The organism is Fictibacillus sp. KU28468, from assembly GCF_026153615.1.
Taxonomy (GTDB): domain Bacteria; phylum Bacillota; class Bacilli; order Bacillales; family Fictibacillaceae; genus Fictibacillus_C; species Fictibacillus_C marinisediminis.
Window position 1 is genome coordinate 4094733 of sequence record NZ_CP110666.1, and the last position, 16044, is coordinate 4110776.

A 16044-nucleotide genomic window follows, 5' to 3' on the forward strand; every position below is an offset into this window, starting at 1 on the left:
TCCTTATTCACAGGTTTAATGTTTAAAATGGCGTACGCCGGTAAAGACCATCGCGATGCCGTATTCGTCCGCTTTCTTGATGGAATCTTCGTCTTTTACCGATCCGCCTGGCTGGATGATCGCCGTAACACCGGCTTTCGCTGCCGCTTCTACGGTATCGTCCATCGGGAAAAACGCATCAGAACCAAGGGCGCTTCCTTCCGCTTTTTCTCCCGCTTGCTCGATCGCAATTTTAGCAGCACCAACACGGTTCATCTGCCCTGCTCCTACCCCAATCGTCATCTGATCTTTCGCTAAAACGATCGCATTGGATTTCACATGCTTGACGACTTTCCACGCAAGCTTCAAATCCTCCCACTCTTTTTCGTTGGGTTCGCGTTTCGTCGGAATCGAGATATTGGCTTGCTCCAAACCGTACGCATCTTCGTCCTGAATAAGAAGACCGCCGCGAACGGTTGTTGATCTTTTCTCTTGCTTTTTATCTTCACCGAGCTCAAGTGTAAGCAATCGGATATTTTTCTTTTTCGTTAAAATCTCTTTCGCTTCCGGACTAAATGATGGTGCAATAATGATCTCCAGGAAGATCTCGCTCATCTTTTGTGCAGCCGCTTCGCTAATCTCCACATTAGATGCGATAATGCCTCCGAAAATGGAGATCGGATCTGCTGCGAATGCTTTCGCGAAAGCATCTTCCACACTATTTCCTGTTCCAACACCGCATGGATTCATGTGCTTGACCGCAACAACAGCCGGATCTTGGAACTCGCGGACGATCTGAAGAGCCGCATCCGCATCGTTAATGTTATTGTAAGAAAGCTCTTTGCCGTGAAGCTGTTCAGCTTGAGCGATGGATGTTTTTGTTCCTAGCGGTGCTTTATAGAAAGCCGCTTTTTGGTGGGGATTTTCCCCATAGCGAAGATCCTGTTTCTTTTCATACGTAACTGTATAAGATTCAGGGTTTTCTTCTTCTACCATGTTTGTTAAGTATTCAGCGATCAGCGCATCATATGCCGCTGTATGGCGGAATGTTTTCGCCGCCAGCTTACGGCGGGTTTCTACAGAGACTTCATTGTTTTTCTCTACTTCTTCAAGCACCTTGCTGTAATCGGATGGGTCGACGACAACCGTGACATACGCATGATTTTTCGCTGCGGAACGTAGCATGCTCGGCCCGCCGATATCGATGTTTTCGATTGCATCTGCAAAAGCCACATCCTCTTTTGAGATGGTTTCTTTGAACGGATAAAGGTTAACGACAACAAGATCGATAGGAGAAATGCCGTTTTCCTCCATCTGGCGAACATGGCTTTCGTTCTCCCTTACTGCCAGAAGGCCTCCGTGAATCATCGGGTGCAAGGTTTTAACGCGTCCGTCCATGATTTCAGGAAAACCGGTCACTTCTGAAATGCCGGTCACGTTCACTCCGGCTTCCTGCAATGCTTTGCTCGTTCCGCCAGTTGAGATGATTTCCACGCCTTTATCGGCCAGCGCTTTTACAAAAGGAACAAGTCCTGCTTTATTCGATACTGATACTAATGCTCGTTTAATGGTCAAGATTGAACTCCTCCCACTTTTTCTTGATTGAATAGATCCTGTAAAACACGAGGATACAACTCATGCTCAACCTTCTGAATCCGCTGCTGCAAGGTTTCCCTCGTATCTTCTTTTTTGATCATTACTGCTTTTTGGGCGATAATCGGCCCTGTATCCATCCCGCTGTCCACGTAATGTACAGTAACCCCTGATACTCCCGCTTGTGCTTCTAACGCTTGGCCGATCGCATCCTTGCCGGGAAAAGCCGGAAGCAGGGACGGGTGGATATTAACGATCCGGCCGTCATACTCCGCCAGCAGCGTGCAGCCGATCAGCCGCATGTATCCAGCCAGAACGATGAACTCAATGTCTCTCGCCTTCAGCTGCTTTAAAATCTCCGTTTCAAATTCCACTTTTGTTTCGTACTGCTTCGGAAAAAACGTAAAGTACTCCACTCCCGCTTCTTCTGCCCGCTCGATGACATAAGCCCCTGGCTTGTCACAGACAAGCAGTGAAATTTCGGCGTCGAGGCTCTTTTCGTTTATTGCATCGTTAATCGCTTGAAAGTTTGAGCCGCTCCCTGATGCAAATACTGCGATCTTTTTCATTTTAGTTCACCGCCGCCGAACACAACGCCCTCGCCTTTTTTCACACGGCCGATCACAAATGCTTTCTCTCCATCCTGTTCAAGGGATTGGATAATATCGAACGCTTCGTCATAATCCACAGCAAGAACCATTCCGATTCCCATGTTGAACGTCGTGAACATCTCTTTTCTGCCGATGTTTCCGGTCTCTTCTATGACATCAAAAATCTCTGGAATCGGCCATGAACCATAATCAACTTCTGCCGCAAGTCCTTCAGGCAGCATACGGGGAATGTTTTCATTGAAACCTCCGCCGGTAATATGCGCCGCTCCGTGAACATTATAGTTTTTATAAACGTTAAGCAGTGGTTTCACATAGATTCGGGTCGGCACGAGCAGCTCTTCGCCAAGAGTCCGGCCTTCACTTCCAAACTCTCCATTCAGATCAAGCTGGCCTGTTTCAAGCAGCACTTTGCGGACCAAAGAATAGCCATTGCTGTGAATGCCGTTGGAAGAAAGTCCGATTAGTACATCGCCTTCTTTTACAAGATCGGGATGGATCAGCTTGGACTTTTCAGCACCGCCGACTGAAAAACCGGCGAGGTCATAATCTCCGTTGCTGTACATGCCTGGCATTTCTGCTGTTTCTCCCCCGATAAGGGCACAGCCGGCTTGTTCGCAGCCGTCAGCGATCCCTTTTACGATGTCTTCGACTTTAGCAGGCTCCAGTCTGCCGCATGCAATGTAATCCAGGAAGTACAGCGGCTCGGCTCCTTGAGCCACGATATCGTTCACACACATCGCGACAGCGTCAACTCCAATGGTATCATGTTTGTCCATCATGATCGCCACCATAAGCTTCGTTCCCACTCCGTCTGTTCCTGAAATAAGAACAGGCTCTTTATAAGACAGATTCGACAGATCGAACATTGCCCCGAATCCGCCAAGGCCAGCCATGACTTCCGGACGGCGTGTACGCAATGCGTGTTTCTTAATTCTGTCTACCGCTTCATAGCCCGCTTCAATATCTACTCCGGCCTGTCTGTATGCCTCTGCCATTGTATTTCCTCCCTTTTTTAAAAGCTGTTTTCGTAACCATTGATGCTCTTGGGAGCGGTTGATTTCCGTTTCAGGCTGCTCGCTTTCCGCGGGGCGTGCGCTGAGCCCCACGGCGCAAGCGCCTTTGGGTCTCATCTGTCACGCTCGTCCCGCTGGAGTCTCGCACCTTGCACTCCAATCAGAGCAACAATCTTTTAGAAAAGAACTTTTTTAAACCATTACACCATTTCTTTTTCATACGGCAGCACCGTATCCGGGTAGATTTCCGTCGGATACTTTCCTGTAAAGCACGCGAGGCACTGTCCGTTGTTTGGATCGCTGTCCGGACGGCCGATTCCTTTTAACAGCCCTTCTGGTGATAAAAAGGCTAATGAATCCGCACCGATAATGTCTCTGATCTCCTCCACCGTATGATTGGAAGCGATCAATTCCGCTTTTTCGGACGTATCGATTCCGTAGTAGCACGGGTGGGCGATTGGCGGTGCCGTAATTCTTACGTGCACTTCGGTCGCTCCTGCCGCGCGCAGCATTTTAACGATCCGCCGGCTTGTTGTTCCGCGAACGATCGAGTCATCCACCATGACAACACGTTTGCCTTCTACAATCCCCCGGACCGGAGAAAGCTTCATTTTCACCCCTAATTCACGCAATTCCTGAGAAGGCTGGATGAATGTACGGCCGACATAACGATTTTTGATCAAACCGAGTTCATACGGTATGCCAGACTCTTCCGCATATCCGATCGCTGCTGAAATACTGGAATCAGGAACCCCTGTTACGACATCAGCCTCTACCGGAAACTCCTTATAAAGCTCTTTACCAAGATTTTTTCGTGCGCTGTGGATGTTAATCTGATCGATGTTGCTGTCAGGTCTTGAAAAATAAATATATTCCATGGAACAGATGGAGCGGTTCATCGGTGAAGAGAACGTGTCCGCTGTCATGCCGTCATTATCAATAATTAATAGTTCACCAGGTTTCACATCGCGTAAATACTCGGCTCCGACTACATCAAATGCACATGTTTCGGACGCGACAACATACGCATCTCCAAGAATTCCGATAGATAGTGGACGAAGGCCGTGCGGGTCAAGCGCCACCATCAGTTTGTCCTCGGTCATGATGACAAAAGCGTACGCTCCCTTAAGCATGGTTAACGCATTTTTTACTTGATCTTTTAATCCGATATAGCCGCTTCGTTTAATTAAATGAGCGAGTACTTCCGTGTCAGAAGTCGTTTGGAAAATACTTCCCTGCGCTTCAAGCTGATGCTTAAGCGCGTTGGCATTTACGAGATTTCCGTTATGCGCAAGGGCAAGACTTGACGTCTGTGAACGGAAAAGCAGGGGCTGAACATTTGCATATTCGTTCCCGCCTGCTGTGGAGTAACGGACATGGCCGATGGCCGCATGTCCTGTTAATCCTTCCAATTCTCCACGGCTGAATACCTCGTTCACAAGACCGTGTCCTTTGTGCATTTTCAGCTTGGCACCGTCTGTAACCACAATGCCTGCACCTTCCTGTCCTCTATGCTGAAGACTGTGAAGGCCATAATATGTTAACTGGGCCGCATCCTGGTGGCCCCAGATTCCAAATACCCCGCATTCTTCGTTTAAGCCTTTGATGTCAGCAAGCATGGTATTGCTCCTTTCCAGGCAGAATGAAGTTCTTCATGAGTCGCTGCAAGTACTTCTCCTGCTGTTTCATGGTCGATGCGAAGAACAGGTGTGTCGGTCACAAAACCGATTTGTTTCGCGTCTTGTACCATGGCTTCAAACGCTTTTGCGTTCTCCGGTTTTACCGAAACGAGAAAACGTGACTGTGTTTCACTGTATAGCGCGGAAACGATATCTCCGCCCAGTTCAACGGAAGCACCGAGTCCGCCGTTCATCATGCTCTCAGCTAATGCTACTGACAGACCGCCTTCTGCCACATCATGTGCAGATGCAACCAGTCCGTTTTGGATGGTTTCAAGCAATTGTTTTTGGCGCTTCGCTTCGGTTTCAAGATGGAGCTCCGGTGATTTACCGGAGATCTTGCCAAGCTGCATTTTTTGCAGTTCACTTCCGCCGAATTCCTGATGGGTCTCACCGATCACATAGATGAGATCACCAGGTGTTTTAAAATATTGAGTCGTAATATGGTCAAGGTGATGGACAAGACCGATCATGCCGATAACCGGCGTCGGATAAACCGCCACACCGTTTGTTTCGTTATAGAGTGATACGTTTCCACCAATGACCGGTGTGCTCAGCGTTCGGCACGCTTCGCTCATTCCGTCCGCGGATTTTTCAAGCTGCCAGAAGATTTCCGGCTTTTCAGGGTTTCCGTAGTTCAGGCAGTCTGTGACCGCAAGCGGCTCTGCTCCAGAACAAACGAGGTTTCTTGCCGCTTCGGCGACTGCGATCTTTCCGCCCGTTTCAGGATCAAGATAGATGTAGCGCGAGTTGCAGTCTGTTGTCATCGCAAGTGCTTTATCAGTTTCACGGATACGGATGACAGCCGCGTCTGATCCCGGAGGAACGACCGTGTTTGTGCGGACCATGTAATCGTACTGGTCAAACACCCATGATTTGCTCGCAATCGTCGGCTGAGAAAGAAGCTGCAGCAGTGTATCCTTCTTGTTTTCTACGTTCGGAACGAAAACTTCTTCGTTCTGGAACTGTGAAAAATAAGCTGGTTCTTTTGACGGCTTGTTGTACACCGGTGCTTCTTCTGCCAGAGCATCGACCGGAACATCAGCAACCACTTCTCCGTGATGAACAAGGCGAAGCTGCTTTTCTTCAATTACTTTTCCTACGACAACTGCCTCTAGGCCCCATTTTTCAAAGATCTCAACCGCTTCCTGCTCTCTTCCTTTTTCCATGACGATGAGCATGCGTTCCTGAGATTCAGAAAGCATCATTTCGTATGGAGTCATGTGAAGCTCACGCTGAGGGACAAGATCCAGGTTCATCTCTATACCCATACCCGCTTTGCTTGCCATTTCGGCAGAGGAACTTGTTAAACCTGCTGCACCCATATCCTGAATACCCACAAGTGCATCGCAATTTTGGATGAGCTCAAGGCACGCTTCAAGCAAAAGTTTTTCCATGAAGGGATCGCCGACCTGAACCGCCGGGCGCTTCTCTTCGGATGCCTCCGTCAATTCTTCTGAAGCGAACGTTGCGCCATGAATCCCGTCGCGTCCGGTTCTTGCTCCAACATACATCACAGAGTTGCCGGCGCCTTTTGCCAGTCCCTTTTGGATGTCTTTGTGGTCGATCAAGCCGACACACATCGCATTCACGAGCGGATTGCCGTCATAAGAAGCGTCGAACTGTACTTCTCCCCCAACTGTTGGGATACCAATACAGTTGCCATAGCCTGCGATACCCGCTACAACTTCTTCAAATAAATATTTTACGCGGGAAGAGGTTAACTCCCCGAAACGAAGTGAGTTTAATAGTGCGACAGGACGTGCGCCCATGGAAAAGATGTCGCGAATGATGCCGCCAACCCCGGTTGCTGCACCTTGGTACGGTTCAATGGCAGAAGGATGGTTGTGGCTTTCGATTTTAAAAACAACCGCCTGGCCGTCACCGATGTCTACAACCCCGGCTCCTTCTCCTGGTCCTTGAAGAACGCGTTCTCCCTCTACCGGGAACTTGCGGAGTACAGGCTTGGAGTTTTTATACGAACAATGCTCACTCCACATGACCGAGAACAATCCGGTTTCCGTCCAGTTTGGAAGACGGCCGATGATTGATTGCACAAGTGAAAACTCATCATCGTTCAAGCCCATATCACGGTATAATTTTTGCTCCTGAATTTGTTCTGCAGTAGGTTCATGAAGATAAGACATGGTTTTCCCTCCAGCTTTTTACGATTGATTGAAACAATTTCAGACCGTCGGCACTGCCCAATAGACTGCTGACCGCACGCTCCGGATGAGGCATCATTCCCAATACATTTCCTCTTTCATTCATGATCCCTGCAATATCAGAAATCGATCCGTTCGGGTTATTTTTATAGCGGAAGACGATTCGGTTCTCTTCTTCCAGCTGCTTTAGCGTCTCTTCGTCACAATAGTAGTTTCCTTCGCCATGTGCGATCGGAATCGTAATTTCTTCCCCTTGCTCATAGGAAGAGCTGAACATGGTCTCTGCGTTCACAACTTGAAGTGTTTCCGGTTTACAGATGAATTTTAATGATTCGTTGCGCCGCATTGCTCCAGGCAGAAGGCCTGTTTCAAGGAGAATCTGAAACCCGTTGCATACGCCAAGAACAGGCTTTCCGGCTTGAGCGGCTTTTTTCACTTCATCCATCACGTTGGAAAACTGGGCGATGGCACCTGTGCGCAAGTAGTCTCCGTATGAGAATCCGCCTGGAAGCAGGATTCCGTCAAAGCGATCCAGATTGCTTTCATCATGCCAGACATACTCTGCTTCAGCACCAAGCTCGTCTTTTACTGCATGAAACATGTCAATGTCACAGTTGGATCCTGGAAAAACGATAACCGCAAATCTCACTGTGCGACGACCTCCTCCACCTCATAGCGATAATCTTCAATGACCGGGTTGGAGAGCAATTTTTGACACATTTCCGCAACGCGCTTGTCCAGGTTCTCAACGCCTTCTTCAATCGTAAGCTCCAGGTACTTCCCGATGCGTACATCTTGAACTTCGTTGTACTCCATGCGGTGAAGCGAGCCTTTTACAGCTGTTCCTTGAGGATCCAATACGCTTTCCTTCAACGTGACGAATACTTTTACTTTATACATGCAAATTTCCCCCTAAGCGCTCTAAAATTTTTCCATAGGCTTCTGTTAAACTGCCAAGATCACGGCGAAAGACATCTTTATCCAGCTTTTCGTTCGTTTCGCTGTCCCAAAGGCGGCACGTGTCCGGTGAGATCTCATCCGCCACAAGCAATTCGCCTTTGGCGTTGTTCCCGAATTCCAGCTTAAAGTCGATTAATCTAACCTTTTTCTCTGTAAAAAATGCTGTGAGTATTGTATTGACCTGGAGCGCAAGCTCTCTCATGTCTTCCAGCTGCTTTGGAACAGCCAGTTCAAGAGCTTCGATATGATCTGTGTTAAAAAGAGGATCGCCAAGTTCGTCATTTTTGTAATAGAATTCGACGATCGGCTTATGAAGAACATGTCCTTCCGGCAGCCCTGTGCGTTTCGCCAGTGTACCGGCCACCACGTTGCGGACCACGACTTCCAAAGGAATGATGGTGACGTGCTGAACGAGCTGTTCTGTTGGAGATTGCTTGGAGATAAAGTGGGTTGGAATATTGTTTTCCTGAAGCAGCGAAAACATCAAACTTGTAATTTCGTTATTCAAACGGCCTTTCCCGTCGATGGTCGCTTTTTTCTCACCATTAAACGCCGTTGCTGAATCCTTGTACTCCACCCAAACGGTGTGCTGATCTTCTGTGCTGTAAATCTTCTTCGCCTTTCCTTCATAAAGCAAGGTTTGCTTTTCCATTACAAAGTCCCCCTGTCATAAGCTTCCGAATGATATTGCAAAAATCACGAAATACTGGCAATTTTGAAAGTAGTGAGGCTTGTGAGACGGAATAGTGATATGTTTCCGTCTCAAATCCTCATCAGTGTTATTTAAAGACCGAGTCTTTCAAAAATCGTATCTACATGCTGAAGATGGTAAGAATAGTCGAAGCAATCCTCGATGTCTTCAGGAGTTAGTTTTTCTGTAATGCGCGGCTCTTCCTGAACAAGCTGCTTGAACTGAATGCCTTCTTCCCACGCCTGCATGGCTTTTGGCTGAACGATGTCATAAGCAGCTTCACGGCTCATGCCTTTATCGATCAATTTGAGAAGAACACGCTGAGAGTAGATCAATCCGTACGTTCTTGTCATGTTGCGTTTCATGTTTTCCGGGAATACCGTTAAGTTCTTCACGATATTGCCAAAGCGGTTCAGCATGTAGTTCAACGCGATCGTTGCATCTGGAAGAATGATGCGCTCTGCAGATGAGTGGGAGATATCGCGTTCATGCCATAATGGAACGTTCTCATACGCAGTCATCATGTAGCCGCGTACCACGCGCGCCAATCCTGTCATGTTCTCAGATCCAATCGGGTTGCGTTTGTGAGGCATCGCAGAAGATCCTTTTTGCCCTTTCGCAAAGAACTCTTCCACTTCACGCGTTTCACTCTTTTGCAATCCGCGAATTTCAACTGCGAATTTTTCAATGCTTGTTGCGATCAATGCTAGTGCTGATAAGTAGTGCGCATGGCGGTCACGCTGAAGGGTTTGTGTAGAAATCGGTGAAGTTTCAAGCCCCAGGTTCTCACAAACAAACTTCTCAACAAATGGATTGATGTTGGCATACGTTCCAACCGCTCCGCTTAGCTTACCGACGCGAACAGAATCTGCTGCTTGTTTGAAACGCTCCAAGTTGCGCTTCATTTCTTCGTGCCAAAGAGCAAGCTTGAGGCCAAACGTTGTAGGCTCTGCGTGTACTCCGTGCGTACGTCCCATCATAACGGTGTACTTATGTTCTTTCGCTTTGTTGCCGATGATCTCGATGAAGTTCTCGATGTCTTTGACTAAGATGTCATTCGCTTGCAGCAAGAGGTACGATAGCGCCGTATCGACCACGTCTGTAGATGTTAGCCCGTAATGCACCCATTTTCGCTCTTCTCCCAATGTTTCTGAAACGGCACGTGTGAATGCTACTACATCGTGTCTTGTCTCCTGCTCGATCTCTAGGATGCGGTTGATATCGAAAGAAGCATTTTCGCGGAGCTTCTTCACGTCCTCTTTCGGGATCTCACCAAGCTCAGCCCAAGCTTCACAAGCTAAAATCTCCACTTCAAGCCAAGCATTAAAGCGGTTCTCATCTGTCCAAATCGCTCCCATTTCTGGGCGTGTATAACGTTCAATCATGTCGTTACCTCCAGCTTCTCGATCTTAAGTACTGCTGCTATTATAAACTCTGCTTTATTCAGGGCTTCACTCACGGTGTTTCCTAAAACCGTGATGTGGCCCATTTTGCGTTTTACTTTTGCTTCGTCTTTTCCATACATGTGAAGCTTGGCGTCTTTCAACAATTCAAGATTGGCAAGCAATGGCGCTACATGCTCTCCGAGGACGTTGATCATCACTACCGGGCTGACCAGGTCCGTCTTTCCAAGCGGCAGTCCGCAAACCGCACGAACATGCTGCTGAAACTGTGACGTCTCACACGCTTCAATCGTATAGTGCCCAGAGTTGTGCGGCCTTGGCGCAAGCTCGTTCACGTAGATCTTACCATCTCTTCCGAGGAACATTTCTACCGCAAGGGTTCCATACAGATTCAGCTCCATCGCGATCTTTTTTGCAATTTCGTAGGCGTTCTCTGCTGTGCCTTCACTAATTCTTGCCGGAACGATCGATTGGTGAAGAATGTTTTCCACGTGAATGTTTTCAGCAACAGGAAAGGTTGTTATATCACCGTTCGTGCCTCTCGTTACGATCACGGATAACTCCTTTTCAAAAGAAACCCAGCTCTCGAGCACGCATTCTCGGTTCCCTGTTGTCAGTTTCACCGCTTGTTCAAAGTCAGCTTCACTGCGGATCACCGCCTGCCCCTTCCCATCATAGCCTCCTTGGCATGTTTTCAAAACTGCCGGAAGACCGAGCTGGGCGCAAGCTTTTCGCAAATCATCACCGTTGCTGACAGGAAGGTAGGGGGCCACCTCCACTCCCGCTTTTTCGATCGCTTCCTTTTCTCTGAGCCGATGCTGCGTCAAGTAGAGAAGCTGGCTGCCCTGTGGCATGTAAGCATGCTTCTCGAGCCACTGTGCCCGCTCACTGTCGACATTTTCAAACTCGTACGTAATGACATCACTCTTTTGCGCAAGCTCAGCGATTCCAGCTTCATCATCATAGGAAGCCGTGATCTGTTCGTCACTGACTTGTTCGCATGGAGAATTGGCTCCTGGATCGAGAACGACGACACCATAGCCCATCTCGCGGGCACTGATCGCCATCATCCGTCCAAGCTGTCCTCCGCCTAAAATACCGATTGTACTTCCAGGTAAGATCGTTTTAGCCAAGAGAATCACTGCTTTCTAATACGGTTTCCTGAATCCGTTCGCGCCTTGCTGTTAAACGAGCGTTTAAACCTTCGTCTGTCACCGCCAAGATCTGAGCTGCCAGCAGCCCCGCATTGGTCGCACCCGCTTTGCCGATAGCCACTGTCGCAACAGGTACTCCACCCGGCATCTGAACGATGGAAAGAAGAGAATCAAGACCGTTCAGCGCTTTGGATTGTACCGGCACACCGATGACCGGAAGCAAGGTTTTCGCGGCTACCATTCCCGGCAGATGGGCAGCGCCGCCCGCACCGGCAATTATTACTCCTATACCCCGATTGCGCGCTTTCTCTGCATATTGAAACATTAAATCAGGTGTCCGGTGTGCGGAAACTACACGTTTCTCGTAAGGTACGTCCAGTTCGTCCAGCACCTCGCATGCATGTTTCATTGTTTCCCAGTCTGAAGTACTTCCCATAATAACGCCAACTTGTTTTTGCATCGTTTCCTCCCCGCATTGTGGCTAAACGCTATGTGAAATGATTTTTCTGCAATAAAAAAGCCCAGTGTACTCACTTTCTCTGTTGTATGAGAGAAAGCGACTACGCTGGACATACTTCACCTGCGGATATGCCGAAAACAGCAGTGGTGCTTCCCCTCATAGTCTGATGAATAACGGTCATCAGGTAGAGACTTACGGGCCATAATCCCGTGATTATATGAGGTACTATGTTTTTGTCACCCTTATTGTAACGAAGGGCAATTAGGTGTGTCAACCAAAAATCGAACAATAATAAATTCTGACAATTTAATGTTCGGTTTTTACTGTAATTTCCCTTCGAAAACGATGCGTTGTTCGTGATACTCCTGCACGATTTTTCCATTTTTCTTTACTTCTTTAAAAACAGGCTCCTCCATCCGGCGTACAGGCGAATAGCCTTCCTCCGCCATTCGGTCTAAACAATCAGAGATCGTCTCACCGGGCTGAACCTCAAATTTTTTCTTGTTTGGCTTTTTATCCATTGCTACCTCCGAATGCTTTTCACCCAAAATCCGCCATGAAAGGCTTTCGGTTCATGAGAGATGATGAAAGCCTTTGGATCAAGTGATCTTACTGCTTCATATAAATTGGATTCCGATTTGCGCGATGTCAGGATCTCCATCATCAGCCGCTGCCCTTCCCGGCCAGAAGCCATCCAATCCGTTACGCCAAACCCTTTCGAGCGAATCGCGTTCGGCAGACCTGCTTCCGTTTCCGTCGTAATCACATTAACTGTAATATACCCAAGAGCCAGCTTTTCTTCAATCTTCATACCCACCAGAACACCGAGGCCGTAACCAAGTGCATACGCGATCAAATTTTGAATCTTATCCAGGTTATCCAATACGAGCCCAAGCCCGATCACATAAATAATAACCTCAAATACGCTGATTAATGCGGCAAGGTACCGCTGATTTTTTAACGTTAATATCATTCTTATCGTAAAGAACGAAACATACACCACGTTGATGAGTAGAATGGTTCCAATCATCGCCAAACCGTTTTCCAGCATCGTCTATACACTCCCTCTGCTTGTCCAAAATGATGTCATAAAAGTAAGATATCACTTTTTTGACTGGATGGAAAATGAATATTTATCCAGTTATTTCTATAGCCGTCTGCTCTTTTGGATAGGCACATTTTTCAGGAACTCTCATACGCTATAAAAGCTTTTTGGGAAAGGATTTGATGTTATGTATCCATATCAGGCACCATTTGAAGAAACCCATTATTATTATGATCCCTATAATCCCTATGATCCTTATGTTGAAAGACAGCAGCAGGCACAACAAGCACAACAGACACAGCAAAGCCAGCAGCAGCAAACCTATCAGCAGCTTCTGAATATTCTCATGTCCAGCATCATTGGCGAAGCAACCGCAATCGACTTCTACACCCGGCTTGCGAATGAAGCTCCCAACGAGTACAGCAAAAATGTGCTGCTCAACGCTGCCAAGGATGAAAAAACGCATCTCCAGTTATTTACCCGACTTTATACTTCTTTAACAGGCAAACAGCCTAACTACAAGATTCGTCCGGTGAAGATTACAAACTTCCGTCAGAGCCTGTTTGAAGCCTATGAAGACGAACTATCCGATTATGAGAAATACCGCAATGCTTATCTTTTCACGCAGGACCCAACGATCAGAGACACCTTCTTCCGACCTTATACCGATGAGATCAAACACGCTACACGCTTCAGCTTCTTATTGAACGCAAGATAAAGATGGGCAAATTCCATAGAAATAAAACGATGAGTGTTGAGATGAAATGAATCAGCACTCTTTTTTATGCTGCTGAGAACATAAAAAAACTTAAGGCGATTTGTTCTCCTTAAGCTCTTATACTTAATCATGGCCATGGCCATCCTGCTGATAATGCTGTGGTTGTTGGGGTTGTTGGGGTTGTTGGGGCTGCTGGTCCTGATAATATTGCTGATGCTGCTGATGGGCGGCCTCCTGCTCGATATCATCAATAATCGTCTCCATATCCTCAAGATGCGCTTCACCCGTCAGTCCGATATTCAGCGTTCCTTTTAACTCTTTGACATGCAGCTCCTGAATCTTATAATTAATATTCTCTATATTGATCGGCTTTATATTATTCATAGCCTCTCTCAGTGTTTGATTTTCATGCTGCAGTTCAATAATTTGCTGCTGAAGCTGCTGTAAAATGTGGTACAGGTCTTGGTCCATCTCATTGAACCTCCTTCATCCGTCCTCTGTTTCACCTGCTGGGCAGTGGATGCATATACTGGGTCTGCAAGGGAGTGAGTGACATGAATCCATCATGGGGCAAGGGAAACGAATGGAAAAAATATGCCGATCAAGTACTCGGCAAAGACTTCTTTAATGATTTTAAGGAGTTTGGCTTAACCAACCAAGGGCCTCTAGTTAATGTATATGAGAATTCAGAAGAAATTTACTGCTTAATTAACCTCCCTGGTGTAAAAAATATCGAGGACATCCATTTATACGTGCATTACCGTACGTTGAAGGTGACAAGCACCATTGATTTCTCAATAAAAAAATTTAACTGTGTCACCGAAGAAATCGCGTCGGGTCCCATTGAACGGGAGATTCCGCTTCCCCATCCCGTCGAAGACCGTCCGCTGGATGCCGGCTATTACCGGGGCTTGCTGTATGTCCGCCTCCAGCGCCTCAAGCAGGAAAAAGAACAACAAAAAGTAAAAATCTATGATTACTTTGAATAAGACCCAGAGGCATCTGTTGTCGCCCTCTGGGTCATTTTTTACGAGTCTAGGGCTGCGGGTTTGCCAGCAGAGTGATTAAAATATAGTAAAGAAGTGATGCGTTGGCCAGTAGCATTTCCTCGGCCTTTTCTTCCTTTGTTTTGTTGACGTTGTTTTCCATGATTGTGACGCCTTCTGCTGTGGTGGTTTTGGTCGTTTCGGTGGTGTCGGCAGTGGTGTTGCTGAAAGATTCTTGATCAGTCGTTTTGTTTGTGGAGGGTTTTTCTTTGCCGTATCTTTTGATGATTAAGGTTTTTCCGATATTCAATGAACCTCTCATCGTGATGGATTCCACATTGACGTTTTTTATCGATATTTTCATGAGATATCCCTCTTTATCTGTTGGATCGAGGTAAAATTATATCGCCATTACACCATTATATGAGGTTAGTTGCAGATTTATCTCTGTTGAAGGGAATTTAGCGCGTGGTTTCAGTGGTTTTCTGCGGGCGAAGAAGTCTGAATTGTTAGTTAGAATCAATTAATCATCAATTTGATTCAATTAATGTTCAGTTTGGCTCATTATCTGTTTTCAGGCCCTTATTCATTAATTTGAAATGACAGACACATATGACAGTTTGCGACTGTCAAAATTCAATGTGTAGCAATTACTAAACTAACAAAAGATGGTAAATAAGGAGGTTGGATTAATGCGAACAAATGTTTTATAATGTGTTTTCAGAAACAAAAAATCATTGAAATGTGATTATGGAGGTATTGTATATGTATGTAAAGATTGCAGACTTTATTAGAGAATGGAATCGGGAGGCAACGCTAACTCAAAAGGTTTTGGAAGGTTTAACTGATGATTCATTGAATCAAAAAGTTTACCCAGAAGGGCGTACTTTGGGAAGAATTGTTTGGCATTTCACAACAAATATTCCAGAGTATTTAGCTCATTTCGGGCAAAAAATAGATGAAGTAGAAAATGCAAAAAATGTCCCTACCTCAGCTAAAGAAATTGCTGAAACCTTTAAAAATATAAGTTCTTATGCAATCAAAGTCATTGAACAGCAATGGACAGACGAATCTTTGAAGGAAGTACAAGCTGCATTTGGCAGAGAAGAAACAAATGCTCAAATTTTAATGGGACTAATTAAGCACATTGTTCATCATCGTGGACAAGTTACAATTCTTATGCGTCAAGCTGGAATCAAACCTTTTGGGGTTTATGGACCACCAAAAGAAGATTGGATTCACTTAGGTGTGGAAAATCCACCACTTTAATATTATTACGAACAAGTTCGTTAGTAATAGGAATGGGGCTGTCCAAGAAGTCTGTAAGCTGTTGATTTCCGTTCCAGGCTGCTCGCTTTTACCGGCGCGAGCTCCTACTTTCGCGGGGCGTGCGGTGAGCCTTACCGGCGTGAACGCCTACTTTTTGGTGCAAGCACCGGCGGGAGTCTCACCTGTCACGCTAGTCCCGCAGGACAAGGAAGGCTTCGGCAGCGTTATATCGCACGAAGAAAATGTGAAATTCATTTTCGAGGAGTCTCGCATCTTCCACTTCAATTAACTTTTCATTGAAGATTTTTCAAGCCAAAA

Annotated in this window: 19 protein-coding genes and 1 riboswitch; of the genes, 4 read left to right on the forward strand and 15 right to left on the reverse strand. The window is 46.6% G+C overall.

The window, feature by feature from the left end; translation table 11 throughout:
• Positions 1-15 precede the first annotated feature (15 nt).
• The 13 genes from purH to OKX00_RS21725 form a co-directional block, all read right to left on the reverse strand.
• Positions 16-1554: a bifunctional phosphoribosylaminoimidazolecarboxamide formyltransferase/IMP cyclohydrolase gene (purH, locus tag OKX00_RS21665; protein WP_265408817.1), complete on the reverse strand. Its 1539-nt coding sequence runs from the start codon at positions 1552-1554 to the stop codon at positions 16-18.
• A complete protein-coding gene (gene purN / locus OKX00_RS21670; protein ID WP_265408818.1) occupies positions 1551-2141 on the reverse strand; it encodes a phosphoribosylglycinamide formyltransferase in 591 nt (196 codons plus the stop codon). The genes purH and purN overlap by 4 nt, the downstream gene beginning before the upstream one ends.
• Positions 2138-3178 carry a phosphoribosylformylglycinamidine cyclo-ligase gene (gene purM / locus OKX00_RS21675; RefSeq protein ID WP_265408819.1) on the reverse strand — a complete coding sequence of 347 codons (1041 nt, stop codon included), beginning with the start codon at positions 3176-3178 and terminating at the stop codon, positions 2138-2140. The genes purN and purM overlap by 4 nt, the downstream gene beginning before the upstream one ends.
• 218 nt (positions 3179-3396) lie before the next feature.
• The gene (gene purF, locus OKX00_RS21680; protein WP_265408820.1) at positions 3397-4815 is read right to left on the reverse strand and encodes an amidophosphoribosyltransferase; all 1419 of its coding nucleotides are present in this window, start codon (positions 4813-4815) and stop codon (positions 3397-3399) included.
• Positions 4791-7022, reverse strand: a complete 2232-nt coding sequence (purL, locus tag OKX00_RS21685) for a phosphoribosylformylglycinamidine synthase subunit PurL (RefSeq protein WP_265408821.1) — start codon at positions 7020-7022, stop codon at positions 4791-4793. Before purL ends, purF begins: the two co-directional genes overlap by 25 nt.
• Entirely contained in the window at positions 7006-7689 is a 684-nt protein-coding gene (gene purQ, locus OKX00_RS21690; protein ID WP_091008095.1) for a phosphoribosylformylglycinamidine synthase subunit PurQ, read from the reverse strand. The genes purL and purQ overlap by 17 nt, the downstream gene beginning before the upstream one ends.
• The gene (gene purS, locus OKX00_RS21695) at positions 7686-7940 is read right to left on the reverse strand and encodes a phosphoribosylformylglycinamidine synthase subunit PurS (RefSeq protein WP_265408823.1); all 255 of its coding nucleotides are present in this window, start codon (positions 7938-7940) and stop codon (positions 7686-7688) included. The genes purQ and purS overlap by 4 nt, the downstream gene beginning before the upstream one ends.
• Entirely contained in the window at positions 7933-8652 is a 720-nt protein-coding gene (gene purC, locus OKX00_RS21700; RefSeq protein ID WP_265408824.1) for a phosphoribosylaminoimidazolesuccinocarboxamide synthase, read from the reverse strand. The genes purS and purC overlap by 8 nt, the downstream gene beginning before the upstream one ends.
• Before the next feature lie 131 nt (positions 8653-8783).
• Entirely contained in the window at positions 8784-10076 is a 1293-nt protein-coding gene (gene purB, locus OKX00_RS21705; RefSeq protein ID WP_062239220.1) for an adenylosuccinate lyase, read from the reverse strand.
• The gene (gene purK, locus OKX00_RS21710) at positions 10073-11227 is read right to left on the reverse strand and encodes a 5-(carboxyamino)imidazole ribonucleotide synthase (RefSeq protein WP_265408825.1); all 1155 of its coding nucleotides are present in this window, start codon (positions 11225-11227) and stop codon (positions 10073-10075) included. Before purK ends, purB begins: the two co-directional genes overlap by 4 nt.
• On the reverse strand, positions 11220-11708 hold the full coding sequence (gene purE / locus OKX00_RS21715; protein ID WP_265408826.1) for a 5-(carboxyamino)imidazole ribonucleotide mutase: 489 nt from the start codon (positions 11706-11708) through the stop codon (positions 11220-11222). Before purE ends, purK begins: the two co-directional genes overlap by 8 nt.
• Positions 11709-11847: 139 nt before the next feature.
• A riboswitch (purine riboswitch) is annotated at positions 11848-11949 on the reverse strand.
• 79 nt (positions 11950-12028) lie between these two features.
• Positions 12029-12229: an NETI motif-containing protein gene (locus OKX00_RS21720; RefSeq protein ID WP_265408827.1), complete on the reverse strand. Its 201-nt coding sequence runs from the start codon at positions 12227-12229 to the stop codon at positions 12029-12031.
• A gap of 2 nt (positions 12230-12231) precedes the next feature.
• A complete protein-coding gene (locus OKX00_RS21725) occupies positions 12232-12759 on the reverse strand; it encodes a DUF2179 domain-containing protein (RefSeq protein WP_248251197.1) in 528 nt (175 codons plus the stop codon).
• A 181-nt stretch (positions 12760-12940) separates the two neighbouring features.
• Between OKX00_RS21725 and OKX00_RS21730 the strand changes: the two genes are divergently transcribed.
• Positions 12941-13471 (forward strand): ferritin-like domain-containing protein, encoded by a 531-nt coding sequence (locus OKX00_RS21730; RefSeq protein WP_265408828.1) that lies wholly within the window; start codon positions 12941-12943, stop codon positions 13469-13471.
• 123 nt (positions 13472-13594) lie between these two features.
• Here the strand turns inward: OKX00_RS21730 and gerPC are convergent, their stop codons facing one another.
• Positions 13595-13942 carry a spore germination protein GerPC gene (gene gerPC, locus OKX00_RS21735; protein WP_265408829.1) on the reverse strand — a complete coding sequence of 116 codons (348 nt, stop codon included), beginning with the start codon at positions 13940-13942 and terminating at the stop codon, positions 13595-13597.
• Positions 13943-14025: 83 nt separating this feature from the next.
• Between gerPC and OKX00_RS21740 the strand changes: the two genes are divergently transcribed.
• Positions 14026-14460, forward strand: coding sequence for an Hsp20/alpha crystallin family protein (locus tag OKX00_RS21740; RefSeq protein WP_265408830.1), 435 nt, complete (start codon positions 14026-14028; stop codon positions 14458-14460).
• A gap of 46 nt (positions 14461-14506) precedes the next feature.
• On the opposite strand, the gene OKX00_RS21745 is transcribed toward OKX00_RS21740, so the two are convergent.
• The gene (locus tag OKX00_RS21745; RefSeq protein ID WP_265408831.1) at positions 14507-14821 is read right to left on the reverse strand and encodes a hypothetical protein; all 315 of its coding nucleotides are present in this window, start codon (positions 14819-14821) and stop codon (positions 14507-14509) included.
• 401 nt (positions 14822-15222) lie between these two features.
• On the opposite strand from OKX00_RS21745, the gene OKX00_RS21750 reads away from it, so the two are divergent.
• Together OKX00_RS21750 and OKX00_RS21755 are read left to right on the forward strand one after the other, a co-directional pair.
• Positions 15223-15726: a DinB family protein gene (locus tag OKX00_RS21750; RefSeq protein WP_265408832.1), complete on the forward strand. Its 504-nt coding sequence runs from the start codon at positions 15223-15225 to the stop codon at positions 15724-15726.
• 61 nt (positions 15727-15787) lie between these two features.
• Positions 15788-16015: a hypothetical protein gene (locus OKX00_RS21755; RefSeq protein ID WP_265408833.1), complete on the forward strand. Its 228-nt coding sequence runs from the start codon at positions 15788-15790 to the stop codon at positions 16013-16015.
• Positions 16016-16044: the final 29 nt, after the last annotated feature.

Bases quoted from the DNA above. Each gene is read 5' to 3' on its own strand.
- purN (WP_265408818.1), bottom strand. From the start codon at position 2,141: ATGAAAAAGATCGCAGTATTTGCATCAGGGAGCGGCTCAAACTTTCAA.
- purM (WP_265408819.1), bottom strand. From the start codon at position 3,178: ATGGCAGAGGCATACAGACAGGCCGGAGTAGATATTGAAGCGGGCTAT.
- purF (WP_265408820.1), bottom strand. From the start codon at position 4,815: ATGCTTGCTGACATCAAAGGCTTAAACGAAGAATGCGGGGTATTTGGA.
- purL (WP_265408821.1), bottom strand. From the start codon at position 7,022: ATGTCTTATCTTCATGAACCTACTGCAGAACAAATTCAGGAGCAAAAA.
- purS (WP_265408823.1), bottom strand. From the start codon at position 7,940: ATGTATAAAGTAAAAGTATTCGTCACGTTGAAGGAAAGCGTATTGGAT.
- purC (WP_265408824.1), bottom strand. From the start codon at position 8,652: ATGGAAAAGCAAACCTTGCTTTATGAAGGAAAGGCGAAGAAGATTTAC.
- purB (WP_062239220.1), bottom strand. From the start codon at position 10,076: ATGATTGAACGTTATACACGCCCAGAAATGGGAGCGATTTGGACAGAT.
- purE (WP_265408826.1), bottom strand. From the start codon at position 11,708: ATGCAAAAACAAGTTGGCGTTATTATGGGAAGTACTTCAGACTGGGAA.
- OKX00_RS21720 (WP_265408827.1), bottom strand. From the start codon at position 12,229: ATGGATAAAAAGCCAAACAAGAAAAAATTTGAGGTTCAGCCCGGTGAG.
- OKX00_RS21725 (WP_248251197.1), bottom strand. From the start codon at position 12,759: ATGCTGGAAAACGGTTTGGCGATGATTGGAACCATTCTACTCATCAAC.
- OKX00_RS21730 (WP_265408828.1), top strand. From the start codon at position 12,941: ATGTATCCATATCAGGCACCATTTGAAGAAACCCATTATTATTATGAT.
- gerPC (WP_265408829.1), bottom strand. From the start codon at position 13,942: ATGGACCAAGACCTGTACCACATTTTACAGCAGCTTCAGCAGCAAATT.
- OKX00_RS21740 (WP_265408830.1), top strand. From the start codon at position 14,026: ATGAATCCATCATGGGGCAAGGGAAACGAATGGAAAAAATATGCCGAT.
- OKX00_RS21745 (WP_265408831.1), bottom strand. From the start codon at position 14,821: ATGAAAATATCGATAAAAAACGTCAATGTGGAATCCATCACGATGAGA.
- OKX00_RS21750 (WP_265408832.1), top strand. From the start codon at position 15,223: ATGTATGTAAAGATTGCAGACTTTATTAGAGAATGGAATCGGGAGGCA.